A 23,516-nucleotide genomic window follows, 5' to 3' on the forward strand; every position below is an offset into this window, starting at 1 on the left:
TCCTTTTGTTGATTATGTTCTTGGCGAACAATCAACAGGATACGCCACCTAATTTATTTTTCACATACACCAGATTCGAGCATAACTCCAAACTTCAAGCAGAATACTAAAATTACATAAAAGCCTTTAATTTTTTTGACATTGCTTCTATCCAAACACGAACTTTGGGCTGAATAAATCTTGCTGGATGATAAAAAAGATAAACAGGAATAACAGGCATTTTATAGGTTGGAAAAAGCTCGACAAGCTCGCCATTTTCCAAAGCCCTCGCTACCTGATAATGGTGTAAAGCAACAATCCCTATACCACGGCAAGCACAATCACAAAGTGCTGCGGCATCATTTAAATAGAGCGAGGGCTCCAAAAAGACAGTTTCTCCTGAAGCAAAAGTCCAACTATTATTTGGCTGACGCATACTATGAGTTAAATAATGATGTTGTTGTAGTTGAATAGGTTTTTCAGGAGTGCCAAAATTTGCAAGATAAGCTGGTGATGCGCAAAACACATAACGGGTAGTGGTAATTTTTTTTTGTATTGAATTCGATGCGACCTGCATAGACATCCCAAATGCTATATCGAGTCCTTCCTCTAAAAGATGAGGTACCTGCTCCGCAATTTGTAAATCGAGAACAACCTGCGGATAGTGTATCTGAAACTCTGGCATGCGCGGTAAAATAATATTCTCAGCAAAAAAACGTGAACTTTTTACTCTTAGCAGGCCTTTGGGTTCTGCTTGTGAAGCGGCAATCACACTATTGGCTTGTTCCAAAGCTTGTAAAACTGCCTGTACTTCTTTGTAATACGATTCACCTATACTAGTTAGCGTTATCTTGCGTGTTGTTCGTTCCAATAAGGTGACACCTAACTCTGATTCCAGAAGGCTTATTTGCTTGCTCACTGCAGCAGCAGAAATATCCAACTGCTTGGCCGCTGCGGTAAAACCTTGACATTGCACCACCTTGCAAAAAGTTTGAATAAGCGCAATTGTGTTCATTCTCTCTCCACCCGGGTGCGAAGGAATTATTTTGTTTATAACTGGTGAAGTATATAATGACTCTCTTTTTAAAACTAATATGATCAGGAGCAGGCATGCGCGCGTCTCAATGGCTATCGGCTACCCTTAAAGAAACACCAAGTGATGCTGAAATTGTTTCACATCAACTTATGCTACGAGCTGGCATGATCCGCAAACTTGGCTCCGGTCTTTACACTTGGTTGCCGCTTGGTTTAAAAGTTTTACGTAAAGTTGAACAAATTGTACGTGAAGAGATGAACCGTGCTCATGCAATGGAAGTCTTAATGCCTGCCGTACAACCCGCTGAATTGTGGCAGGAAACAGGACGTTGGGATACCTTTGGCGGTCAGTTATTAACAATGCGTGATAGCAATGGAAGAGACTATTGCTTTGGACCAACTCATGAAGAAGTGATTACTGATTTAATGAGAAATGAATTGCAATCCTATAAACAATTGCCCATTAATCTCTACCAAATTCAAACTAAATTTCGCGATGAAATAAGACCACGTTTTGGTGTTATGCGTGCGCGTGAATTTATTATGAAAGATTCTTACTCCTTTCATTTAAGCCAGGCATGTCTACAACGTACTTATGATGCAATGTATCAGGCTTATTGTCGCATTTTTGATCGTCTCGGTCTTCGCTATCGTGCAGTCGAAGCGGATACCGGTGCAATTGGTGGCTCGGCATCACACGAATTTCAAGTATTAGCTGATTCTGGTGAAGATTTGATTTTTTACAGCGATGGTAGTAGCTACGCAGCTAATATTGAACAAGCAACCAGCCTGCTGCCCCCAAAGGCAACCGAATTGCCACAAGAAATTATTACGCTCGTTGATACACCGAAGCAAAAAACGATTACTGAAGTTGCCAATTTTTTACAGGTCGATACTGCTCAAACAGTAAAAACATTGATTGCTGAAGGTAAAGAACATCCCTTGGTTGCGCTGGTATTGCGCGGTGATGATGAATTAAATGAAGTAAAAGCCAGCAAACATCCTTTGCTGAAATCACCTCTACGATTTGCTGATGAACAAACCATAGAAAAAGCACTCAAAGCGCCAACCGGCTCTCTTGGTCCTGTTGGTCTTAATATCCCTGTTATTGCTGATCACCATGCCTTGGCATTAACGTCTTTCATCTGTGGCGCTAATCAAGCTGATAAGCACTATAAGCATGCTGCTTGGGGACGAGATGCCCAATATCAAGATGCCTTTGACCTACGTAATGTCAAAGAAGGTGATTCAAGCCCGGATGGTAAAGGTACGCTCCATTCTTGCCGTGGTATTGAAGTTGGTCATGTATTCCAACTCGGTGATAAATACGCGAAAGCCATGAACGCTGCAGTTATCAATGAAGAAGGCCAGTTACAAACCATGTTAATGGGATGTTATGGGTTAGGTATTACTCGTGTTGTTGCAGCTGCGATCGAACAACACCATGATGCTCATGGTATTGTCTGGCCACAAACTATTGCCCCGTTCCAGCTGGTTATAGTACCCATTAATGGCCATCGCTCAGCGCTTGTTAAAGAAAAAGCAGAATCCCTTTATCAACAACTCAGTGCACAAGGCCTTGATGTTTTGCTTGATGATCGTAATGAACGCCCGGGCGTTCTATTTGCTGATAATGATTTAATCGGTATCCCACACCGCCTCGTGGTAAGCGAACGCAATCTGGAACAGCAAGCTGTGGAGTATAAAGCACGCAATAAGGAAGAAGTGACTCGTATTGCCTTGTCAGACCTGGATCAATTTATTAGCAAGCTATTAAATAAATAGCCTACTTTTATGTAAGCAATCCCTTAGCAATGCTGTGGAAAAGGGATTGCTCCATTTAAACTGTTAGAACACTTGCTAATAATCGACGCGTATAGTCTTGTTGCGGTTGCTGTAAGATTTGTTCACAAAGACCTCTTTCAATCGCACGGCCATCACGCATGACTAACACATCATCAGCAATATAAGAAACAACTGCCATGTTGTGAGTAATAAATAAATAAGATAGGCCTCTCTCTTGCTGTAATTCCTTAAGCAAATTCAGGATTTGTGCCTGTACAGAAACATCCAGCGCACTAGTCGGCTCATCGCATATTAACAATTCAGGTTCGGTAGCCAAAGCCCGGGCAATACAAATACGCTGCCGTTGGCCGCCGGAAAATTGGTGAGGATAACGATGCAGACTGTTACGGGGTAAATTGACTTGTTCAAGCAAAGTTTGTTGCTTACGCTTGATAAGCGTCGAAGCTAAACCCTGGGCCAACATCCCTTCAGCTAAAATCTCACCCACCGTCATACGTGGATTCATTGAAGAAAAAGGATCCTGAAAAATAATCTGTACCTGTTTACGGTAATTTCGCAAGTGACGACCTTGCATAGTATTAATATTTTTATCACGATAGCTTATCTCACCAACAGTAATAGGTTGTAATCTTAGTACAGCACGACTTACTGTTGTTTTGCCGCATCCTGACTCACCTACCAAAGCCAGAGTTCTACCCTTGTGTAAATCAAAAGACAAGCCATCCACTGCTTTGATCACTTCTTTATTATGCCTCAATATACCCCGTTTAGTATAAAAATGGACACTTAAATCTCTGACACGCAGTAGAATTTCTTCTGTTCCTAGGTTAGGTTTAGGCAGCCAATTCCTTTCTTCAGTAGCTAAAGCAGGCGGCTTGTCAAGATCTGGGTATAAATGACAACGCACTACTCGATTTTGTATTGTTTGTAATTGTGGTTCCCGATGATCACATGGTGCAAAAGCATGTGCGCAACGCGGATGAAAACGGCAACCACTGGGAAGGCAATCCAAGGTTGGTACAGCTCCTGGTATAGTTTGTAAACGATAATGGCGTTTATCAAAAGCCGGCAAAGCAGCAAGTAATTGCTGTGAATAAGGGTGTTTCACTTGCGAGAAAAATTCTCTGACGGTTGCTTGCTCGACAACTTGCCCTGCGTACATAACACAGACTCTATCAGCCATTGCTTTAACCACACCAAGATCATGGGTGATTAAAAGCAGACTCGTCTGGTGTTGGCCTTGTAGTTTTTTTAATAACGCTAAAATTTGGGCCTGAATAGTCACATCAAGTGCGGTTGTTGGTTCATCTGCAATCAATATTTCCGGATTGTTCGCTATAGCCATAGCGATCACTACCCGTTGTTTTTGGCCGCCCGATAATTGGTGCGGATACTGATGTAGCCGCAAATGAGGCTTGGGCATTTCAACTTCGTCAAGAAGAGCGAGCAAACGCTCATTCATTTGTTCTTTAGGTATTTTCTGCTGTTTGGATATCGCCTCGGCCAATTGCTGTCCGATAGTTAACACAGGATTTAGTGCGGTCATTGGTTCCTGGAAGATCATAGCCAACCGTCGTCCGCGCAAACCTCTCATCACAGATTCTGGTAAATTCAGTAAATCCGTATTTTCAACATTAATTTCACTCGTTTTGCCATAAACACCATTGACTGGTAAAAGACGCATCAATGCGAGCGAGGTTAACGATTTACCACAACCCGACTCACCAAGCAGTGCGAGTGTTTCACCAGGATTAAGAGTAAAGCTTACTGCATCCACAGCAGTAATAACCTGCTCAGGCGTTTGGAATGCAACGCTTAATTTTTTGATTTCAGCAAGATTTTTTACCATAAAAAAACTTAATAATAAAAAGCGATTTCACCACTGCAATAGACCACCCATGAGCAATTGGTTGTGCAGTAGCGTAATTTCTTCTAATCGTGACATAAAAGAGAAGAGGTGTGTATAATCATGAGCGATAAACTGCACATTAAGAGTTTATAGCCCTAAAAAAGAAGAAGAAATTATGCTTAGACTATTTATTTTGATAATCACTATTTTATTTACCTGTGTTGGGCAAGCAAAAAACAACGCCTCGTTTTATCAGGTTGACCTGATTGTCTTTACCCATCAGAGTGCTTATTCTCTTCCTGCTGATCTATCCCTGGCAAGTAATATGACAGCAAATAGCTCTCACGCCATTCCGTTAAGTACGGAAGCCAAGAATTCCCTGACTCCGTATCATTTATTGCCCGCCTCCTCTTCACAACTGCGGCAGGAATATTGGGCTTTGCACCGTAAACCGCAATATAGAGTGCTTTTACATTACACCTGGTTACAGCCTTTAAATAACCAACGCCCGATCATGTTACCCAAAACTACAAAAGATGGCTGGCAAATAGAAGGTACGCTACGTATTCGCCGTTCCAATTATTATTTACTTGACACTGAACTTCTATTTTCAGCACCAAGCAGCCAAGCAGCGTTTGTTTTCTCCCAAAAACAACGCCTGAAAGGTGGAGCGATTTATTATCTGGATCATCCACAAGCTGGCATGCTGATTAAGGTTCATCAGCTCGCTTAGTTTTAAAGCTAGTCTCTGCTGCGTAAAAGCAGCAAAGACTAGAGCAATTATGGCCGCTTTTCTTTTAATAAATTCTGGATAGTGATACTAATTAATCGTGCCAAGGCTTCGAAGCAAGCAATTCTGGCAGTACCTGTGCGCCAATATAAGGCAATAGTACGAAACGGCGCAGGTTGGGTAAAAGGAATAATTTGTAAATCACTGCGCGGAACCTTATAAACAGATAAAGCAGGCAACAGAGTGACACCCCTCCCTGCTTGTACCATTAATCGTAAAGTTTCCAAACTTGTTGCAGTAAAATCAGCCTGCACGACCTCAGTCTTTGCTAATTGGCATACAGCCATTGCCTGTTCACGTAAACAATGCCCCTCTTCTAATAACATTACCGGTCGATCCGCCAAATCATCAACTCGCATTTCAGTTTTATCCGGAGATACAACATTAGCTGCACAAGCAAAATAGAAGGGCTCATTAAAAAGAATTTGCTTGCTAAACTCAGCCTCCACGGGTGTCGCCATTATAGCCGCATCCAATTGACCTGCAGCCAATTTAGCAATTAAGCGATCGGTTTTCTCTTCAAGTAACCAGACGCGTAAATTCGGTAAGCTTTCTTGAATCACTGGCATGACATGAGGTAATAAGTAAGGTCCTAAGGTAGGGATAACCCCCAAACGTAACTCACCGGTATAAGGATCAGAGGCTGCACGGGCCATTTCTTTCATTTCATCAATCTGAGTCAGGATATGTTGAGCTCGGCTAAGCAGCATACGTCCACTGTCTGTTAACATAACTTGCTTGTTAGTCCGCTCAAAAAGTGCTACTCCCAACTCTTCTTCCAGTTTTTTTAACTGCATACTCAAAGTAGGTTGACTTACATGGCAGCGCCTGGCAGCCTCACCGAAATGCATAACGTCAGCCAATACAACAAAATAATGCAAATCGCGTAAATTCATTTTATCCCCATTACAATCACTGTTATTGTATTAGTTCATCCAGCCATCACTACTCTAATTTATACCTCGGATGAAAACCACATTAAAAATAATACGACTTATATAACCTGGATTGATGCTGCCTATCCCGTGTTTGTTAAACACAGTGCCATTTAAATCTACACATTCCTACGACGATTGGGTATAGTCTCTTCTTTTTTACAGCCTAATGAATCAATGACTCTAATTAGTATTCCTGTTGCCAAAACAACACAGGGCTCTCTTATCTGGCTTGTTGGTGTGTCTTTTGTTCTGTTCCAATTTTTCTTGCAATTATCATCGGGAGTCATTATTGGTGCCATTATGTATGATATGCAATTGTCAGCGTGGCAGGCAGGACTTTTAAGTAGTTCTTTTTATTATGTTTATACCAGCATGCAAATTCCTGTGGGAATGCTTTTCGATCGTAAAAACACTCGGTTGTTACTCACACTCAATGCAGTCCTCTGTACCATTGGTTGTGTTTTTTTCGCTCAAAGCACCAGCCTACTTTGCCTAATTATTGGCCGTCTTCTGATAGGTGCTGGCTCAGCCTTTGCTTTTGTTGGCTTATCGCATTTATTAAGACAACATTTTCCACTCAAACAATTTGCTTTCATGATTGGGCTTTCCGAAACCTTGGGATTTCTGGTCACGATGTTTGGTTTGATAGGGTTAGGCGCTTTGATTAGCGAGTGGGGATGGCGAAGTTTCATTAACAGTGCAGCCCTTTTAGGCCTGATTATTTCTTGTCTGTGTTGGTTGTACATTCCAGTTGCTTCGCAAGAAACATTTTCTTTACCCAAATATAGCAAACAACTCTTAGGTATTTTAAGCAATGGGAAAGCGTGGATCAATGGATTATTTGTAGGTTTGAGTTTTACCGTTATCACAGTTTTTGGAGCAATGTGGGCTGTACCTTTTATTCAGGTAAAACTTGCCTGCAGTTTAAAACAAGCAAGTTTTATTGACGCCATGATTTTTTTAGGTGCTGGACTGAGCTGCCCTCTTTTTGGGAAGTTGGCCAGCCTTTTTAAGCGCCGCAAACCACTTATGGTAAGTTCATGTTTATCGACAGCGCTTTTGATAGGCGCCGTACTTTATCTGCCCTTCGATAACGCTGTGGCTCTCGGCTGGCTAATGTTTCTAATCGGCTTGTGTTGTGGGGCTTATATGCTGGCATTTTCTATCGCTAACGAGCTGGCTCCTGCTGACTCCCTCTCTACCTGTGCGGGCTTCACAAATACACTGGCTATGCTTAGCGCACCTCTTATGCAACCATTAGTTGGATATATACTCGACACTGTCAATCATACAAGCAAGACCTATACCCTTGCTAATTACCAAACGGCTCTTCTTATTATCCCAGTTAGCTTAGTCCTTTCTAGCTGCCTCGTTTTATTTTTACCAGAAAAAACAACAAATTATTAAGGATAAGTAGGTGATAAACTTTGGCTGGTCAATGGCTGCACTTGCTTCTGAATACCAGCATCAAAAAAATTTAATCCGGCCGTTACCCTTTTGGCTATGGTTTGGTTGGGTGCAATATGGTCAGCAGGTTTTGTACCGACAGCTTTTATATTCATCCGTTGAAAATCAGCTATTTTTTTATCTATAACTTCCTTTGCGAAAGGCAAGGTTATTTCAAACGATTGGTGCGCCATTTCAGTAAAATTAAAGCTTCTATAAAACGGTTTACCATAGTCTGACGAGATTAACGAGATAGAATTAATCTCTAACTCACAAGCGATATCATGCACAACAAGCATTAAGGCAGAGCCAAGCTTTTTATTACGGTATTCCTTGTCCACCCCTAATGAATGCACTGTCATATATTTATCATCCCCCCCAACACAACTAACCGTTATACTGCCGATGACAACGCCACCCTTCAAGCAAATAATGGAAAGTACATTATTCAAATAACTTAATAATTGACTGGGTTTATAATCATCGACTTCTCTTGGTGGAAAAATCTCTTCCATTAAAAGATCAGCCTCTGCCACTTCAATGTCACCTTCCTCAAGTAGCCGCAGCTCAAAATCACTATTTGCCAATGCTTTCTCTAATGGTTTGGACAAAATATCGTTGAAATTTACTTCCCCACTCACAATGTCATTAAAACTCGGCATAATCGTCTCAAATCTCTAAAAGCAACCAATATAGGCTCAGATAAGCACCATACTCAAGTCTCAGACTGCCTTGGTTCTAGTTTTAGCCTCAGCCCAGAGCGTAAGCAGCAATTCGATTGGCTGCCCTTTGAGAGTTACTAATCCTCTTTCTCTTGCAATGGCTTTTAAAGCCTGCATACGCGCCGAAAATTTTTCTACTGTTTTTAATAACGTTTGCTCTGGCTCGAAGCCGGTAAAAAGACATAAAGACAGGGCGCCATGTAATAAATCACCTATTTCTTCTTGAATACGTTCTTTCGGTTCCTGTAGCTCAAATGCCTCCTTGATCTCGCCACATTCACTAATAATCTGTTCAATAATCATAGCTTGATTAGGCCAGTCAAAACCAAACAATCTTGCATTTTTCTCTAGCGCAACAAGATCATACAAAGGACTGCTTAATGGTTTTAGCATATAAACAATCTCCGCTTTAGAATAGCCGTTCAACAACGGTTGAAAACCCTGTTTTTGATAAAATTGATAAGTTTTTGAATAAAAATTATTTTCTTTTTCTGGAGGAACTGCGGCTACCGTCATTGTTTGAACCTGCTGCTGTTTTGCATACACATAAGCAGCGTGCATCAGTGACGTCCTGACACCCTGCCCTTGATAATCAGGCAAAACACCCAACCAACCAATATGAGCGTTTGCAGAATAAGGGAACTTAAGATTTAGAAGTCCAATTGGTTTCTCATTAACTCTCGCAGCAAGATAAACTTGCCGATCCGTTGCCTCTGTAACTAACTCGTCTAAGTCTATGACCTCATCGCGTTTGACCCAATCGGATCTAATAGTGGCAATTAATTCCAGGGCAGATGTAGCAGAAATGAACTCTATGTTATAAATCATTTAATCGTCCTAAACGTCGTCAGTCCAGTTGCCGAAACTCTACTGCATTGCAGCAAATATTATCAACCAGAAAGCAAAATTTAAAAAAGATACAAGAAGCTCCAAACCGGGGGGAGTTTACAAGAGATTTAAGCTGTATTACGCTGCGCTGTTGCTACATTAACGTACCCTGTTCTCAAGAAGCGAGAAAACACATGAAAGATCTTAGCCGGTTAGCTCGACTCGTTGAGCAGCCTAAAACGACTCACCGCCTTAAATCAATCTTTCGTGGTTCAATAGGTAATTTAATAGAATGGTATGATTGGTACGCCTACGCCGCATTTTCAATTTATTTCGCTAAATCTTTTTTTCCTCAAGGTGATTTAACAGCACAGCTAATGAATACAGCAGCCATTTTTGCAGTTGGCTTTTTTATGCGCCCCATAGGCGGATGGTTAATGGGAGTCTATGCTGATCGTTGTGGGCGTAAAAAAGCTCTGTTGGCTTCTGTATTACTAATGTGCGTTGGTTCACTTATTATTGCATTAACCCCTAGTTATGAAAGCATTGGACTGCTGGCACCTGTACTACTTGTTTTCGCCCGTTTGCTGCAGGGGATCTCGGTAGGTGGCGAATATGCCACTTCGGCTACTTACTTAAGCGAAATGGCCACGAAAGAAAGACGTGGTTTTTTCTCCAGTTTCCAATATGTGACACTTATTGCAGGCCAATTAATTGCTTTATCTTTATTGATAGTCCTGCAACAGTTTTTTCTTACCACAGAACAGTTAGAAAATTGGGGCTGGCGCATTCCTTTCCTGGTAGGCGCACTTCTAGCAATCGTAGCGCTGTATCTGCGTAAGGGGATGGAGGAAACCACCTCCTTTATTACTCAGAAGCAAACCACAAAAAAAGAAAATTTATTATTTGCCTTAATGCGTCATCCTAAAGAAATTCTTCTAGTCGTCGGTTTAACTATGGGTGGTACACTGGCTTTCTACACTTATAGCACCTACATGCAGAAATTTCTCACTAATAGCGTGGGAATGAGTAAAATTGAGGCGACACTTATTTCGGCAGCAAGTCTATTTGTTTTCATGTTACTACAGCCGGTTATAGGGGCATTATCGGACCGAGTTGGTCGAAGACCGATTTTAATCGCATTTGGTGTCCTGGGCACCCTTTTTACAGTCCCTATTCTTTCTCTACTCAGTACCATTGAAACCTGGTGGGGGGCATTGCTCTTGATTATGGCTGCCTTAACCATCGTCAGTGGTTATACGGCAATCAATGCCGTCGTCAAAGCTGAATTATTCCCTGTAGAAATTCGCACTCTTGGTGTCGGTTTACCTTATGCCATTACGGTTTCACTATTTGGTGGTACAGCTGAATATATCGCTTTATGGTTTAAATCCAAGGGGATAGAAAGCGGTTTTTATTGGTATGTTACGATTTGTATCGCTTGCTCCCTGCTAGTTTATCTTTTTATGAGAGATACCAAACAAGATTCACAACTGGACTATCAATAGACCTCTTGCATAATAAATAATTTGTGTTATAATCGCGCGGGTCAATAGGGAGTAGCTGCACCTCAACCAGAGGTGGCTTACATCAACATCCTTGGTTACAAACCATGGTGTAAGCAGCTTAGGCCTAGCAAGACTTTTGACTACCTATCTTCTTGAAGCTGGTGAGAAGATTAGTAGTCATTCGTCTATCACCAGCTGAGGCAAACCAAATGGAATCTTTACTTGTATCAACTGGTGCAATCGCCTTTGCGGAAATAGGTGATAAGACCCAATTACTCGCCATAATCTTAGCAGCACATTTTAAGCGACCTATGCCGCTTATTTTAGGTATTCTATTTGCTACCTTAATTAACCATAGCCTGGCAGCTGCTGCTGGTATCTGGTTAGCTTCCACTATCAATCATACGACATTACGTTGGATACTCGCCGGCTCTTTTATTGCAATGGCAATCTGGGCCTTTGTACCCGATAAACTAGAAGAAAACCAAACAATGATCAAAGGTAAAATGGGCGTTTTCTGGGTTACTTTCTTCACTTTTTTTCTGGTTGAAATGGGAGATAAAACACAGTTAGCCACGATCGCTTTCACTGCTCACTATGCCACGCCTCTCATGGTTGTCCTGGGAACAACGCTGGGGATGCTAATCGCTGACGTTCCAGCGATTATGCTTGTAAGCAAAACAACTAATAAGCTATCGCTGAAACTGGTACGTTCTATTACTGCTGTGTTTTTTATCTTTATGGGAATAGTTACCTTGCTCAATGTTAACCGATTTTTTTCCTAAAATAACAATAGATTAACTAACATGAGTTCAACATAAAGGCACATTTTATATCGTTAGACGAACATTAATTGGGAGTGCTCACGAAGTCTGCTACTTTTGAGAGCCAAACAGTCGCCATTGCGAACAAAGTGAAGCAATCCCGTTAATCTCAAATGGAGTATCGTTTTGGATTGCTTCGCCAAGGCTGGCAACGACGAAATATATAGACCCCGGCACACTTACCGTTAATTAACTACTTCTGCCCCAGGTTGCTGCTGACCAATTTTATCTTTACTTATTGTACAAAACCCGGGCATCATACCATCCGTCAACCCAGCAATAAGTTGATTTTTGTTATCATTCTGGGCTAATGCATTCTGCAAGGATAAACGCACTTTCGGTGAAGCAATACGAATATGCCAGAGACCCTCTTTCTCTTCTTGCAAAGTCACAAATTGTGACATAGAGACTGCTTTTCCTTCTATATTTCTCCAGCCCGCTACAGCACCTCTTAAAGCATCAGGTTCCTGTAAGTTCACTGAGTAAAAACCACTACCATCATTGAATTGGCATAAAATTCCAATGAAAGGATGGAGAGATGCCTGGGGTTTACTAACCCAGATTTGCCTAAACCAGGCCTTTTGTGCGGTAACAAATTGCTCTTTACTATCCTCCCCCGTTTGTAGATGTCCATTCAAACGGCCAGTTTGATTAACTAAAAGCTCTATTCCAGAACGCAAGTCTTGAATAGTGGGGGTATTTCCTGCTTGCTTTAACATATCAACCTTGAAATTGAATCCTTTTTTGGCCTTTGTTTTTACACCGAAAACCCAGCTGTTGTTAATGGGATTAAATTGGAGGAAAGCTCGTCCTACCTGCCAATTACTGACCGCAGGTTGCTCAATTGTTGTTATAGCCTCTTCAAAGAGCAATACTTTTTGATTTTGCCCATCAATAAGGGTCGCAATAGCGTGGAATTGAGTATTATCGCGTTGCATTTGGAAATAATAGTTGTAGCGTTCCCCACTTTCATTAGTCACTATCCCAGAAAATACCCAATCCGCTTGTAGCGCAGTGGAAAAAAGTGCTTGTTTAGTTTCTTCCGGTTTCACTTCTGTCTCGGTTATAGGTTGTGCGCCAACGTAACTGGTAGCCAATAAGGCAAAACAGACGAATAACTTGGATAATTGTGTGCGTTTCATCTCAAATATAACCTTGTAAGTGTTCATGGGACCATAGCGCCTCCCAAAATGAGTCGCTTAATTTAGCTTCTACAGGTAAGAAATACCAGGAATCATCGGCAAAAACCTGACATTTAACCGCGTCTTTTTCTGTCATTACTACTGCTTTTTCCGTGAATTGTAGTTCATTTTTCAAAAAATGATGATGATCTGGAAAAGGATATTTTTTAAAAGCAACACCAAGATTCTGCAAAGTAGCGAAAAACCGTTGTGGATGTCCAATAGCTGCAACAGCCGCCACAGGAAACTCCAGGGCGCCAATAGGAACATTTCGTCCGGTAGACAGATGAGTTAATTCACCTGGTTGCAAAACCATGGAATAAGCGCCTGGCCATTCTCCCCCATTCACTACAATGAAATCACTTTTCTGCAAGCGACTAACATTTTCACGCAATGGACCTGCAGGTAAACAAAGGCCATTTCCTAATCGACGCAGGCCATCAATCACAACAATTTCTACAGCACGCCCCATAGCATAATGTTGCAAGCCGTCGTCACTAATGATGATTTGACTCTGATGCTTATCTAACAGATATTGAACCGCTTGTACTCTCTTCGGAGCTATGACTACCGGACAACCTGTTTTCCTGGCCAGTAATAAAGGTTCATCACCAACTAAAATTGCCTGGTCGCTAGTAGAAACCTCGTGGGGAAATTGAGTAATCGTAGCACCATAACCACGACTAACGATACCAACCCGTAATCCTTTTGCCTGAAACTGCTTCGCCAACGCAATGACCAGGGGTGTTTTTCCCACTCCTCCTACTGTCAAATTGCCAACAATAATAATGGGAACAGAAAATTGTTGTTGCCAAAAACATTGCAAAAAGATTCGGCGTGTAGCAATAACCAGTTGGTAAAGCAGGGCAAATGGCCATAAAAACCAACGAAAAAAGTGCTTTTTATACCATAGCTTTTCGATAAATTGTGACATTAGCCAATAACTTCTTCTGCACTATCTATACCCAGTTGATACAATTGAGCATAGTGGCCTTCCAGGGCCAATAATTGCTGATGGGAGCCTTGTTCAACTACCCGCCCTTGATTCATAACGATAATTTTATTAGCTCGCTTAATGGTTGACAATCGATGCGCAATGACTAAGGTAGTCCTTGTTTTCATTACTTGTTCCAGTGCAGATTGAATATAACGCTCTGATTCACTATCCAAGGCCGAAGTTGCTTCATCGAGAATTAAAAGAGGGGCATCTTTTAGTATGGCACGTGCTATAGCTAAACGCTGGCGTTGGCCGCCTGAGAGTAGAACGCCATTCTCCCCTATTTTGGTATCATAGCCGCTGGGTAAACGAACAATAAACTCATGGGCAAAAGCCAGTTTGGCTGCATGAATAATTTGCTCGCGGCTCACATCAAAGCAACCATAAGCAATATTGTTAGCCATGGTATCATTAAACAAAGTTACATGTTGACTCACTAAAGCAATTTGCTCCCGCAAGCTTGCTAACGTTAACTCATGAATATTTTCGCCATCTAACAGAATCCGGCCCTGGTTAAGCTCATAAAAACGCGGAATTAAACTGGCAATCGTTGTTTTACCACTACCGGAATGACCTACCAAAGCGACTGTTTCGCCAGCAGCGACGCTAAAACTGACCTCATGCAATACCTGTTGTCCCCGTCGGTATGCGAAACTAACTTTATCAAACACAAGATCACCGCGCACTTTCTGGGCTATTTTTTTACCTTGATCAGGCTCAGTAGCCTTATCCAATAAATTAAAAACACTCTCTGCACCGGCCAATCCGCGTTGAATCGCGGCATTTAGTGTCGTGAGTGTTTTCATTGGTTTGATAAGCTGGAACATCGCTGCAATAATAGCCAGGAAGGCTCCAGCAGTAATCGTAATGACGGTTGCTAACTTAATAGCCGCCAGAATGATTAAAGCAATCCCCACAGCAATCACAAATTGTACCCCGGCAACATTCATTACCTTGGTTACAGCTACTTTCATATCATTTTTACGTGACGTTTCTGTCGCCTGATTAAATTTGGTCACTTCGTGGCTCTCGCCGCCAAAAATCCTTACAACCCGATAACCTTCAATCGCTTCCCCAGCAATTTCAGTCACCTCTCCCATCGATTTTTGCACTTTGTGGCTAATTCTTCGCACACGTTTATTAGTATAACTGACAATGAGCCCCACAAAAGGGACGGTCAACAGAAACATCAATGACAGTTGCCAGCAAATAACCATCATCACTGTTAATAGTCCTATCACTAAACAGGTATTTTGGACAAAGTCAGTCAACGCGTCAGCACTGACTTGGGCTACCTGCTCAACATCGTAGAGGATCTTGGATAATAGTTGTCCTGAAGTAGCCTCATCATAATAGTCAGCAGGCAGACGAATAATATGCGCAAAAACCCGCTGACGAAGCACTTTGACCACAGAGCGGGCAACCCAGGTCATACAGTAACTGCCAGCAGAACTTACCAAGCCACGGATTGTAATCCCGAGTAATATGATGAGAGGAATTTTCTTTACAAAGGTCATGTCGACATCAATAAAGCCTTTATCCAGAAAAGGGCGCATCATGTACGTAAGGCCAGCATCAATAGCCGAATACAAGATATTGGCAAAAATGCCAAGCAGAAGAATAGGCCAAAAAGGCTTAACATAAGACAGTAACCGCCGATAAAGCAGGCCTGTTTTACCAATTGTGTTTTTTTGCATGGGGTAAGCGCTAGGGTTGGCATTCAGGGGGCGAATTGTACCGTAATTAGAGGAAACTGCCAATTTATCGGGTCAAATTGCCTCAAAGTGGATGAGATCCAAGCAAGTGTCATCAATAACGTAAAAGCTACTCAAACTACAAGCAGTTTAAAGATGAATTTATAAGGGTTATTGTAAATTTCTCGCCAGGGTGTTAATCAAATCAGGCCCTTTATAAATCAGACCAGTATACACTTGCAATAAAGAAGCGCCAGCCTGTATTTTTTCACGGGCCACCTGACTATTATCAATACCCCCGACACCGATTAAGGTTACCTCATTACCCACTACCTGCTTTAGTAAACGCAAACACTGGGTTGAACGCTCAGCAAGGGGTTTGCCACTTAATCCACCTGTTTCATTTCCATGAGCCAAAGCACTGACAGTATCCCGTCTGCAAGTAGTATTAGTAGCGATAATGCCAGCTACCTGATATTTGAGGATCACGTCAGCCATTTGTTTTAATGTCTCATCGGATTCATCGGGTGATAATTTAATGACTAAAGGAACGAGGCGTTGTTGCTCATCGGCCAAACGTTTCTGCTCTTCGCACAATTGGCCAAGCAATACACGGAAAAGTTTATCTTGCTGCAATAAACGTAAATCCGGTGTGTTAGGTGAAGAAATATTGATAGTGATATAGGACGCGTATTGGTACACCTTCTGTAAACAATAAATATAATCGTCAACAGCGCTTGTCAGGGGAGTATCTTTATTTTTACCAATATTAATCCCCAGGATACCTTTGTAACGAGCTTTAGCCACATTAGCTATTAGGGCATCAACACCAAGATTGTTAAACCCCATCCGATTGATGATAGCTTCAGCCTGCGGCAGGCGAAAAAGACGAGGTTTAGGATTACCTGCCTGTGCACGAGGGGTCACTGTCCCCAATTCGATGAAGGAGAATCCGAGTTTGCTTAAAGCATCCAAATGCTCACCGTTTTTATCTAATCCTGCGGCTAAGCCAACTGCATGAGGAAACTCCAGGCCCATAGCCTTAATAACCGTTTTTTGCGGCTGTTTAAAGCAGTTTTTCGGTAAATAATGGAGGGTAGAAAGCACCAACTGATGCGCTTTCTCAGCATCTAGTTTAAAAAGCAATGGACGAAGAAGTGAATACATGGCGACTCCAAAAAAAGCAATCTTACAATAGGTTCATAAGTGGAGAAAGTGATTAAATCAGTTTATTTCAAAGATAACCATGCGTGTTATTTTGACCTATTAGATATCTGCTAAGAATTAAGAAATATATCCTGAACCACTAAATAACGATTTCATTCTTTGGGGCAGTTTCGGTAGTCAATAACCATTGTATCTGCTGGTTAAGATCAATTGAAATTGCCGACCATTCTTCAATCTGCTTATCTTCATAAGCATTCTGTGTGGGAAAAAGGGTTTTGTGCCGGGCAACGGCAGCATCTCGTGCTTGATACAGCCAGGTAATTTGCGGAGAAAATAAATGCAGCATACCTTCCACCCATTGATCGAGAATTTTCCAATAAGGATCAGTTAAGGTCATTTTGAATTGTTTAATAAAACGCGAGATGTGTTTGGCATCGTACCAAATTTCATATGAAATCCAGCGATTAACTGTAAATAAACGAATAGGTTGGCCAAAACGATTCATTGCAATAGCAACAAGATGCGTCATAGGATTATCGATATTTTTATCCCAATCTGGCAAATCAGTCGGTTTTATCTGTTTAGGAATATGTTTATAGCGTAAAAAACAATGGAAATGGCCGTGTTCATTACTTGCAAGATCTTCGCGATGGCAATGATAAAAATACTGCGCACCTGTATCATGATCGATACGATCCCCTTTAGGATAATGATTCATGCGCACATGGCGACGTTTCTTTTCCAACGTATAGTGGAGAATATTCTTACCTTTCTTAGTAGTCATTTGCTGCTGTGCTTCAAGCACTTGCATCGCATAACGCAGATATCGCTCTTTGCTACCTTTTGTCAGAGCAGGTAAATTAAATTCAGGAATTGTTAACATAGAATACACCGATAATAAAGAGGTAGTAATTTCATACTACCTCTTTATTTAATAGCGATTAACTACCAGAGCAACCACCGCAACCTTTGCAACCGTTGCAGCCTTTGCAACCGTTACAACCTTTGCAGCCCTTGCATCCATTGCAGCCTTTACAACCTTTACAGCCAGTACAGGCAATTTGAGAACCAGCAGCTTGATTGTCTGCAAAAGCAACAGGAACTACAGCAGCAGTTGAAAGTGCAGATAACAGAGCAGCAACAGCTAATGATGACTTTTTCATAATGGCCTTCCTTGCAAAATTAATAATTAAAACAAATTTAATACTAGCAAAACATTCTTACATCTTTTTACCAAATTAATAAAGACGTTATCTAAAATAATTTCTCACCTCCTGATTGATAGGTATCAACATGTTTTACAAAATATCAAATCGCTAATGACATTCTCAAATCATAGGGACGAGTTTGCTTTTCACCATATAGTCAACAATATAATTGGGAGTATAGATGAAGAAACGTTTTTTTTCACAAGCGGGATTTAGATAAATCCGGGGCACTAAACCTTAAACTCAGCACTATCCCAACAAATCCAGGATCTTTAAAGACAAGCGGTTTTCAGCTAAAGCTGGCATTGTTGTGCCCAGACTCGCAGCATCGCGTTCCCGCCGGGCTGCAAATGATAAGCGACTTCTCGCACCTCTACCCCTAAATTATCCTGTTGTAAGCCGAGGAGGACAGGGCCTAAAAAGGGAGAGGGGTGCCCATAACGATCAATCAGAGGAAAAATTCTCACTTCTTTGGCTACACGGGCTAGTTCTTTTATCACTTGCAGATGAAACTCCACATCCTGATCATCCAGATCGGCGAATAAATAATGAGAACTTAAAGCAAACTCAAAGGAAAAATCAGCAAACGGCAAGGCATAATTCCCTATTCCTATATAACGCTTAGCGAGCTTACCTTTTTCATAATCAGCAAAAAACTCAGCCATTCCTTCGCGTCTTTTTGCAAATAAGGCCTCAGGATTACCATAGCGACTAAAATCAAATTTCTCTTGATCCCTTACCACTCTGCTGACCATATCAGCAAAAACTAAAGTAACCTTGCTGTATAAAGTATCCTTATCCAGATTAAACAGTGGATCACAACTCACTATTTGCTGTGCATGGGTAGTTAATTCCGCGTTCACTGCACTTGGACCACAACCATATTCCAACAGGCGAGTTTCCATATCTGCTTTTGATAAATCAAACATTTCCTGGTATTCATCAGCATGATGGCCCCACAGCACAAGTTTACGCATATACATCCCCCTTCCTTTGTCGATTACCTATCTCAAAACAGGTGCTCTTCATTGACTTGGCTCAGTCCAAGACAAACGTTTGCAACAAATTCTCATTTAAATTGATGTTGCAACTTGAATTTGATTGGGTATAGTCTAGCCTATTTGCTTCAGTAACAGGAAGTCATCTATGCACGTCGGTATACAACATCAACTTGGCGAAACCTATGATCTTTTGCGAGATAGTGTTTATCAATTCGCCCAAAAAGAAATCGCTCCTCTGGCAGCTCAGATCGATGCAGATAATACTTTCCCCAATCATCTATGGCAAAAATTGGGCGAAATGGGTTTATTGGGCATCACTGTCAGTGAAGAATATGGTGGGGCGAACATGGGTTATCTTGCGCATGCCATCGCGATGGAAGAAATTTCACGCGCATCAGCCTCTGTTGGCCTAAGTTATGGGGCTCATTCCAATTTATGTGTGAACCAAATTTACCTCAATGGCACAACGGAGCAAAAGCACCGTTACTTGCCTAAACTCATAAGCGGAGAATATATTGGCGCGTTGGCAATGAGTGAGTCAAATTCTGGCTCCGATGTTGTAAGCATGCAACTTCAAGCGCAGGCTGTGGGCGACAAATTCATTCTCAATGGTACCAAGATGTGGATCACGAATGGTCCAGATGCGGATGTTTTGGTTGTTTATGCAAAAACCGATAAACAAGCAGCCAGCAAAGGCATCACCGCGTTCATCATTGAGAAAGGATTTAACGGTTTTCGAACGGCACAGAAACTTGATAAACTCGGTATGCGTGGTTCAAATACCTGTGAATTAGTATTTGACCATTGTGAAGTACCTGCGGAAAACGTGTTAGGAGAAGTGAATAAGGGTGTAAGAGTATTAATGAGTGGTCTTGACTATGAACGCACGGTATTAGCAGCAGGTCCTGTTGGAATCATGCAAGCCTGTCTGGATGTAGTCTTACCTTATGTTCATGAACGCAAGCAATTTGAACAAGCCATTGGCGAATTCCAATTTATTCAAGGTAAGTTAGCGGACATGTATACGGAATTAAGCGCGTCACGGGCTTATCTGTACACCGTTGCTCGGGCCTGTGATCAGGGCATGGTTAGCCGTAAAGACGCAGCAGGCGTTATTTTATATACAGCAGAAAGAGCTACACAAATGGCCCTGCAGGCCATTCAAACTTTAGGCGGGAATGGTTATATTAATGAGTACCCTACTGGGCGCTTGCTGCGCGATGCAAAACTCTACGAGATCGGTGCTGGTACGTCTGAAATCAGACGGATGTTGATTGGACGCGAACTTTTTAACGAAACTGCATAAGGAAAATGAATATGGAACCAAATGATATTGTTATTGTTGCAGCCAAAAGAACACCAATGGGTAACATGCTTGGCAGCTTATCTGCTTTATCAGCACCCGAGTTAGGCGCTGTTGCCCATCAAGCGGTTATTGAACAAGCTGGCATTTCCCCTGCAGACATTGATGAAGTGATCACCGGTTGTGTATTGCAAGCAGGCATAGGTCAAGCGCCAGGAAGACAAGCAGCGATCAAAGCCGGGATCCCCAATTCAGCTGGTGCGACTACGATCAATAAAATGTGTGGTTCGGGTATGAAAGCCGTCATGTTAGCCCATGATTTATTGAAAGTTGGTTCTGCTAACATCGTTCTTGCCAGCGGTATGGAAAGCATGAGTAATGCGCCCTATTTACTGAGCAAGGCACGAGCCGGTTATCGTTTAGGTCATGGTGAACTAAAAGATCATATGTTTCTTGACGGCCTTGAAGATGCATACGAGCGTGGCCAATTAATGGGCTGTTTTGCTGAAGCAACAGCAAGCCATTTTCAATTTACCCGCCAGCAACAAGATGACTATGCTATTCGCTCCTTGAATCGGGCACTACAGGCACAACAAAATAATTCTTTCGCTGAAGAAATAGCACCCGTCACTATTGCCGGACGTAAAGGCGATGCCGTTGTTTCCATGGATGAAGGTCCAGACACCAGTAAACTGGCTAAAATTCCGCAGCTGCGCCCAGCATTCAAGAGTGATGGTACTGTAACAGCTGCGAATTCTTCTTCAATCTCGGATGGTGCAGCCAGCCTGATTTTAATGACTGCAGCTAATGCAAAAAAACGTGGTTTAACGCCGTTAGCTCGAGTTATCGCTCATGCAACCCATGCACAGGCACCACAATGGTTTACTACCGCTCCCGTTGATGCAATTCGCAAAGTATTAAACAGGGCTGGCTGGCATCAAAGTGACGTTGATCTTTTTGAGATTAATGAAGCCTTTGCTGTAGTAGCTATGGCAGCAATTGCACAACTTGAACTCAATGATGAAAAAGTCAATGTTCATGGTGGAGCTTGTGCCCTGGGCCATCCTATTGGAGCATCTGGTGCACGCATTATTGTTACTTTAATGCATGCTCTAAAACAACAACGCAAAACACGTGGTGTAGCGGCCCTATGTATCGGTGGTGGAGAAGCAACTGCTGTTGCTATCGAAATGGTGTAACCCCAGGTATTATGAATTTACCTGGGTCTAGTAGAAATAAAGTCCGCATCACTCTTCAGTACCCAGAGTGATGCACTAACTGCTTAAGGATGTACATGCTTAGACAAAGTCTTATTTATTTAGCGTTAAGTATTCTGGTTGTAATTTTTGCTAAATATGCCCATATGCTCATTGTTTATATAGGGATGCTCTATGTTTTTATTAATGTCAAATTGACACCCATTTTTAGCCAAAGTGGTTTGGGATTAATGATCCGCAAAGTCATTCTTCTTGTATTTATCCCAGTTCTCATCGCTGCCGTTCCAGCGCTCACTTACCGGCTCATCAAAGGGAATGACATGCCCTATCTTATCGAATTCACCTGGTGCCTATGGCTGGTAATTGTGCTCAGTAATATCTTGATACATTAAGGATTATCGATGGCTAAAATCACTAGTCAGTTAAATCCCGCCAGCAAGGATTTCAAAGACAATGAAGCGGTTATGCAAAAATTACTTGTCGAACTGCAGAACACTATCCAGGAAATTGCTCGCGGTGGTGATGAAAAAGCGCGTCAAAGACATTTAAAACATGGCAAATTATTGCCCCGTGAGCGCTTACAGTACTTACTTGATCCAGGCAGTCCTTTTCTTGAACTATCACAGCTGGCCGCCTACCGGGTTTATGAAGATAAGGTTCCTGCTGCAGGAATTATTACCGGAATAGGATGGATTGCCGGTACTGAATGTATGATTGTGGTGAATGATGCCACAGTTAAGGGTGGAACATACTATCCGCTTACTGTTAAAAAACATTTGCGAGCCCAGGAGGTTGCTAAAGCCAATCACCTTCCCTGTGTCTATTTAGTTGATTCAGGAGGCGCTTTCCTACCCCGCCAAGATGAAGTTTTTCCGGATCGGGATCATTTCGGCCGTATTTTTTATAATCAAGCAATGTTATCAGCAAACAATATTCCCCAGATTGCGGTCGTGATGGGCTCTTGCACCGCAGGAGGCGCTTATGTACCGGCGATGGCTGATGAATCCATTATGGTACAAAATCAGGCTACTATCTTTTTAGCCGGCCCCCCTCTAGTAAAAGCAGCTACCGGTGAAATTATCAGTGCAGAAGAATTGGGTGGTGCTGATGTGCATTGCAGGCAATCTGGTGTAGCTGATCATTATGCCGAGAACGATGCCCATGCGTTACACTTGGCCCGTGTCGCGGTAAGTCATCTAAACCGTAAGAAACCTGATGGCCTTTGTCGTATTGCCAGCAGAGAGCCTCTCTATGATCCCAAAGAATTAAATGGCGTTGTACCAGCCGATCCGCGAAAACCTTTCGATATCCGGGAAGTAATTGCCCGCATTGTTGATGGTTCAGAGTTGGACGAATTTAAAGCACTTTATGGTACTACCCTGGTTTGTGGTTTTGCCCATTTGTTTGGTTATCCTATTGGCATAATTGCCAATAATGGTGTTTTATTTGCTGAAAGTGCTTTAAAAGGAGCGCATTTTATCGAGCTATGCGCTCAACGTCGTATCCCTTTATTATTTCTGCAAAATATCACTGGTTTTATGGTGGGTAGTAAATACGAAGCAGCGGGTATAGCCAAACACGGCGCCAAGATGGTGACAGCTGTTGCCAATGCTAACGTTCCTAAATTCACTGTAATAGTAGGCGGTAGTTTCGGTGCGGGTAATTATGCCATGTGTGGCCGCGCTTATGAGCCGCGTTTTTTATGGTCCTGGCCGAATGCCCGTATCTCGGTCATGGGAGGGGAGCAAGCCGCAAATGTTTTAGCGCAAGTTAACCGCGATAAACATTCGAAGCATGGAACAACCTGGTCTGTTGAGGAAGAAGAGAAATTTAAAGCTGATTTACGCAACCAGTATGAGACTCAAGGCAATCCCTATTACGCGAGTGCAAGACTCTGGGATGATGGTGTTATTGCCCCGGAAGATACTCGTAAAATCCTTGGCTTAAGCTTGTCTGCTGCCTTAAATGCGCCAATCGCTGCAACCAATTTTGGTGTATTTCGCATGTAAGAGAATCTAATGAA

At 42.1% G+C, this 23,516-nt stretch carries 22 protein-coding genes and 1 riboswitch; of the genes, 10 read left to right on the top strand and 12 right to left on the bottom strand.

The window, feature by feature from the left end; all coding sequences use genetic code 11:
- Nucleotides 1-112: 112 nt before the first annotated feature.
- Entirely contained in the window at nt 113-994 is an 882-nt protein-coding gene (locus Lfee_RS03735; RefSeq protein ID WP_058444014.1) for a LysR family transcriptional regulator, read from the bottom strand.
- Between the two features lie 95 nt (nt 995-1,089).
- Here Lfee_RS03735 and Lfee_RS03740 point away from each other — a divergent pair, with 95 nt between their 5' ends.
- Entirely contained in the window at nt 1,090-2,799 is a 1,710-nt protein-coding gene (locus tag Lfee_RS03740; protein ID WP_058444016.1) for a proline--tRNA ligase, read from the top strand.
- 55 nt (nt 2,800-2,854) lie between these two features.
- On the opposite strand, the gene Lfee_RS03745 is transcribed toward Lfee_RS03740, so the two are convergent.
- Nucleotides 2,855-4,669 (bottom strand): ABC transporter ATP-binding protein, encoded by a 1,815-nt coding sequence (locus Lfee_RS03745; protein ID WP_058444017.1) that lies wholly within the window; start codon nt 4,667-4,669, stop codon nt 2,855-2,857.
- A 175-nt stretch (nt 4,670-4,844) separates the two neighbouring features.
- Between Lfee_RS03745 and Lfee_RS03750 the strand changes: the two genes are divergently transcribed.
- Complete coding sequence (locus Lfee_RS03750) at nt 4,845-5,402, top strand: CsiV family protein (RefSeq protein ID WP_058444019.1); 558 nt, start codon at nt 4,845-4,847, stop codon at nt 5,400-5,402.
- A gap of 47 nt (nt 5,403-5,449) precedes the next feature.
- Here the strand turns inward: Lfee_RS03750 and Lfee_RS03755 are convergent, their stop codons facing one another.
- Nucleotides 5,450-6,355: a LysR substrate-binding domain-containing protein gene (locus Lfee_RS03755; RefSeq protein WP_058444021.1), complete on the bottom strand. Its 906-nt coding sequence runs from the start codon at nt 6,353-6,355 to the stop codon at nt 5,450-5,452.
- Nucleotides 6,356-6,571: 216 nt separating this feature from the next.
- Between Lfee_RS03755 and Lfee_RS03760 the strand changes: the two genes are divergently transcribed.
- Nucleotides 6,572-7,804 (top strand): MFS transporter, encoded by a 1,233-nt coding sequence (locus tag Lfee_RS03760; RefSeq protein WP_082646565.1) that lies wholly within the window; start codon nt 6,572-6,574, stop codon nt 7,802-7,804.
- Here the strand turns inward: Lfee_RS03760 and Lfee_RS03765 are convergent.
- Nucleotides 7,801-8,505: a GNAT family N-acetyltransferase gene (locus Lfee_RS03765; RefSeq protein WP_058444023.1), complete on the bottom strand. Its 705-nt coding sequence runs from the start codon at nt 8,503-8,505 to the stop codon at nt 7,801-7,803. The genes Lfee_RS03760 and Lfee_RS03765 overlap by 4 nt on opposite strands.
- 60 nt (nt 8,506-8,565) lie before the next feature.
- Nucleotides 8,566-9,393, bottom strand: a complete 828-nt coding sequence (locus Lfee_RS16620; RefSeq protein ID WP_082646566.1) for a GNAT family N-acetyltransferase — start codon at nt 9,391-9,393, stop codon at nt 8,566-8,568.
- Nucleotides 9,394-9,587: 194 nt separating this feature from the next.
- On the opposite strand from Lfee_RS16620, the gene Lfee_RS03775 reads away from it, so the two are divergent.
- Nucleotides 9,588-10,901: an MFS transporter gene (locus Lfee_RS03775; RefSeq protein WP_058444025.1), complete on the top strand. Its 1,314-nt coding sequence runs from the start codon at nt 9,588-9,590 to the stop codon at nt 10,899-10,901.
- Between the two features lie 34 nt (nt 10,902-10,935).
- Nucleotides 10,936-11,101: riboswitch (yybP-ykoY riboswitch) on the top strand.
- A 9-nt stretch (nt 11,102-11,110) separates the two neighbouring features.
- Entirely contained in the window at nt 11,111-11,686 is a 576-nt protein-coding gene (locus tag Lfee_RS03780) for a TMEM165/GDT1 family protein (RefSeq protein ID WP_058444027.1), read from the top strand.
- A gap of 224 nt (nt 11,687-11,910) precedes the next feature.
- Here the strand turns inward: Lfee_RS03780 and Lfee_RS03785 are convergent, their stop codons facing one another.
- The 6 genes from Lfee_RS03785 to Lfee_RS17770 all read right to left on the bottom strand — a co-directional run bounded on the left by Lfee_RS03785 (nt 11,911) and on the right by Lfee_RS17770 (nt 17,824).
- Nucleotides 11,911-12,867: a hypothetical protein gene (locus Lfee_RS03785; RefSeq protein WP_058444029.1), complete on the bottom strand. Its 957-nt coding sequence runs from the start codon at nt 12,865-12,867 to the stop codon at nt 11,911-11,913.
- Between the two features lies 1 nt (nt 12,868).
- On the bottom strand, nt 12,869-13,840 hold the full coding sequence (gene lpxK / locus Lfee_RS03790) for a tetraacyldisaccharide 4'-kinase (protein WP_058444031.1): 972 nt from the start codon (nt 13,838-13,840) through the stop codon (nt 12,869-12,871).
- Entirely contained in the window at nt 13,840-15,600 is a 1,761-nt protein-coding gene (gene msbA, locus Lfee_RS03795; protein WP_058444161.1) for a lipid A export permease/ATP-binding protein MsbA, read from the bottom strand. The genes lpxK and msbA overlap by 1 nt, the downstream gene beginning before the upstream one ends.
- Before the next feature lie 168 nt (nt 15,601-15,768).
- On the bottom strand, nt 15,769-16,764 hold the full coding sequence (locus Lfee_RS03800) for a quinone-dependent dihydroorotate dehydrogenase (protein WP_058444034.1): 996 nt from the start codon (nt 16,762-16,764) through the stop codon (nt 15,769-15,771).
- A gap of 139 nt (nt 16,765-16,903) precedes the next feature.
- Nucleotides 16,904-17,647, bottom strand: coding sequence for a DUF6969 family protein (locus Lfee_RS03805; RefSeq protein ID WP_058444036.1), 744 nt, complete (start codon nt 17,645-17,647; stop codon nt 16,904-16,906).
- A gap of 48 nt (nt 17,648-17,695) precedes the next feature.
- Complete coding sequence (locus Lfee_RS17770) at nt 17,696-17,824, bottom strand: hypothetical protein (RefSeq protein WP_256593831.1); 129 nt, start codon at nt 17,822-17,824, stop codon at nt 17,696-17,698.
- A 20-nt stretch (nt 17,825-17,844) separates the two neighbouring features.
- Here Lfee_RS17770 and Lfee_RS17575 point away from each other — a divergent pair, with 20 nt between their 5' ends.
- Nucleotides 17,845-18,006 carry a hypothetical protein gene (locus Lfee_RS17575; protein WP_181874844.1) on the top strand — a complete coding sequence of 54 codons (162 nt, stop codon included), beginning with the start codon at nt 17,845-17,847 and terminating at the stop codon, nt 18,004-18,006.
- A 259-nt stretch (nt 18,007-18,265) separates the two neighbouring features.
- On the opposite strand, the gene Lfee_RS03815 is transcribed toward Lfee_RS17575, so the two are convergent.
- A complete protein-coding gene (locus tag Lfee_RS03815) occupies nt 18,266-18,949 on the bottom strand; it encodes a hypothetical protein (RefSeq protein ID WP_058444163.1) in 684 nt (227 codons plus the stop codon).
- Nucleotides 18,950-19,118: 169 nt separating this feature from the next.
- Between Lfee_RS03815 and Lfee_RS03820 the strand changes: the two genes are divergently transcribed.
- From Lfee_RS03820 to Lfee_RS03835, 4 genes are all read left to right on the top strand, one after another.
- Entirely contained in the window at nt 19,119-20,279 is a 1,161-nt protein-coding gene (locus Lfee_RS03820; RefSeq protein WP_058444040.1) for an isovaleryl-CoA dehydrogenase, read from the top strand.
- An 11-nt stretch (nt 20,280-20,290) separates the two neighbouring features.
- Complete coding sequence (locus tag Lfee_RS03825) at nt 20,291-21,475, top strand: acetyl-CoA C-acyltransferase (protein ID WP_058444041.1); 1,185 nt, start codon at nt 20,291-20,293, stop codon at nt 21,473-21,475.
- Nucleotides 21,476-21,570: 95 nt separating this feature from the next.
- On the top strand, nt 21,571-21,885 hold the full coding sequence (locus Lfee_RS03830; protein ID WP_058444043.1) for a hypothetical protein: 315 nt from the start codon (nt 21,571-21,573) through the stop codon (nt 21,883-21,885).
- A 9-nt stretch (nt 21,886-21,894) separates the two neighbouring features.
- Entirely contained in the window at nt 21,895-23,502 is a 1,608-nt protein-coding gene (locus Lfee_RS03835; RefSeq protein ID WP_058444045.1) for a carboxyl transferase domain-containing protein, read from the top strand.
- Nucleotides 23,503-23,516: the final 14 nt, after the last annotated feature.

The sequence above is a fragment of the Legionella feeleii genome (assembly GCF_001467625.1).
Taxonomy (GTDB): Bacteria; Pseudomonadota; Gammaproteobacteria; order Legionellales; family Legionellaceae; genus Tatlockia; species Tatlockia feeleii.

Excerpts from the sequence above, each read along its gene's own strand:
- Lfee_RS03735 (WP_058444014.1), bottom strand. The coding sequence starts at position 994 with ATGAACACAATTGCGCTTATTCAAACTTTTTGCAAGGTGGTGCAATGT.
- Lfee_RS03740 (WP_058444016.1), top strand. The coding sequence starts at position 1,090 with ATGCGCGCGTCTCAATGGCTATCGGCTACCCTTAAAGAAACACCAAGT.
- Lfee_RS03745 (WP_058444017.1), bottom strand. The coding sequence starts at position 4,669 with ATGGTAAAAAATCTTGCTGAAATCAAAAAATTAAGCGTTGCATTCCAA.
- Lfee_RS03750 (WP_058444019.1), top strand. The coding sequence starts at position 4,845 with ATGCTTAGACTATTTATTTTGATAATCACTATTTTATTTACCTGTGTT.
- Lfee_RS03755 (WP_058444021.1), bottom strand. The coding sequence starts at position 6,355 with ATGAATTTACGCGATTTGCATTATTTTGTTGTATTGGCTGACGTTATG.
- Lfee_RS03760 (WP_082646565.1), top strand. The coding sequence starts at position 6,572 with ATGACTCTAATTAGTATTCCTGTTGCCAAAACAACACAGGGCTCTCTT.
- Lfee_RS03765 (WP_058444023.1), bottom strand. The coding sequence starts at position 8,505 with ATGCCGAGTTTTAATGACATTGTGAGTGGGGAAGTAAATTTCAACGAT.
- Lfee_RS16620 (WP_082646566.1), bottom strand. The coding sequence starts at position 9,393 with ATGATTTATAACATAGAGTTCATTTCTGCTACATCTGCCCTGGAATTA.
- Lfee_RS03775 (WP_058444025.1), top strand. The coding sequence starts at position 9,588 with ATGAAAGATCTTAGCCGGTTAGCTCGACTCGTTGAGCAGCCTAAAACG.
- Lfee_RS03780 (WP_058444027.1), top strand. The coding sequence starts at position 11,111 with ATGGAATCTTTACTTGTATCAACTGGTGCAATCGCCTTTGCGGAAATA.
- Lfee_RS03785 (WP_058444029.1), bottom strand. The coding sequence starts at position 12,867 with ATGAAACGCACACAATTATCCAAGTTATTCGTCTGTTTTGCCTTATTG.
- lpxK (WP_058444031.1), bottom strand. The coding sequence starts at position 13,840 with ATGTCACAATTTATCGAAAAGCTATGGTATAAAAAGCACTTTTTTCGT.
- msbA (WP_058444161.1), bottom strand. The coding sequence starts at position 15,600 with ATGCAAAAAAACACAATTGGTAAAACAGGCCTGCTTTATCGGCGGTTA.
- Lfee_RS03800 (WP_058444034.1), bottom strand. The coding sequence starts at position 16,764 with ATGTATTCACTTCTTCGTCCATTGCTTTTTAAACTAGATGCTGAGAAA.
- Lfee_RS03805 (WP_058444036.1), bottom strand. The coding sequence starts at position 17,647 with ATGTTAACAATTCCTGAATTTAATTTACCTGCTCTGACAAAAGGTAGC.
- Lfee_RS03815 (WP_058444163.1), bottom strand. The coding sequence starts at position 18,949 with ATGCGTAAACTTGTGCTGTGGGGCCATCATGCTGATGAATACCAGGAA.
- Lfee_RS03820 (WP_058444040.1), top strand. The coding sequence starts at position 19,119 with ATGCACGTCGGTATACAACATCAACTTGGCGAAACCTATGATCTTTTG.
- Lfee_RS03825 (WP_058444041.1), top strand. The coding sequence starts at position 20,291 with ATGGAACCAAATGATATTGTTATTGTTGCAGCCAAAAGAACACCAATG.
- Lfee_RS03830 (WP_058444043.1), top strand. The coding sequence starts at position 21,571 with ATGCTTAGACAAAGTCTTATTTATTTAGCGTTAAGTATTCTGGTTGTA.
- Lfee_RS03835 (WP_058444045.1), top strand. The coding sequence starts at position 21,895 with ATGGCTAAAATCACTAGTCAGTTAAATCCCGCCAGCAAGGATTTCAAA.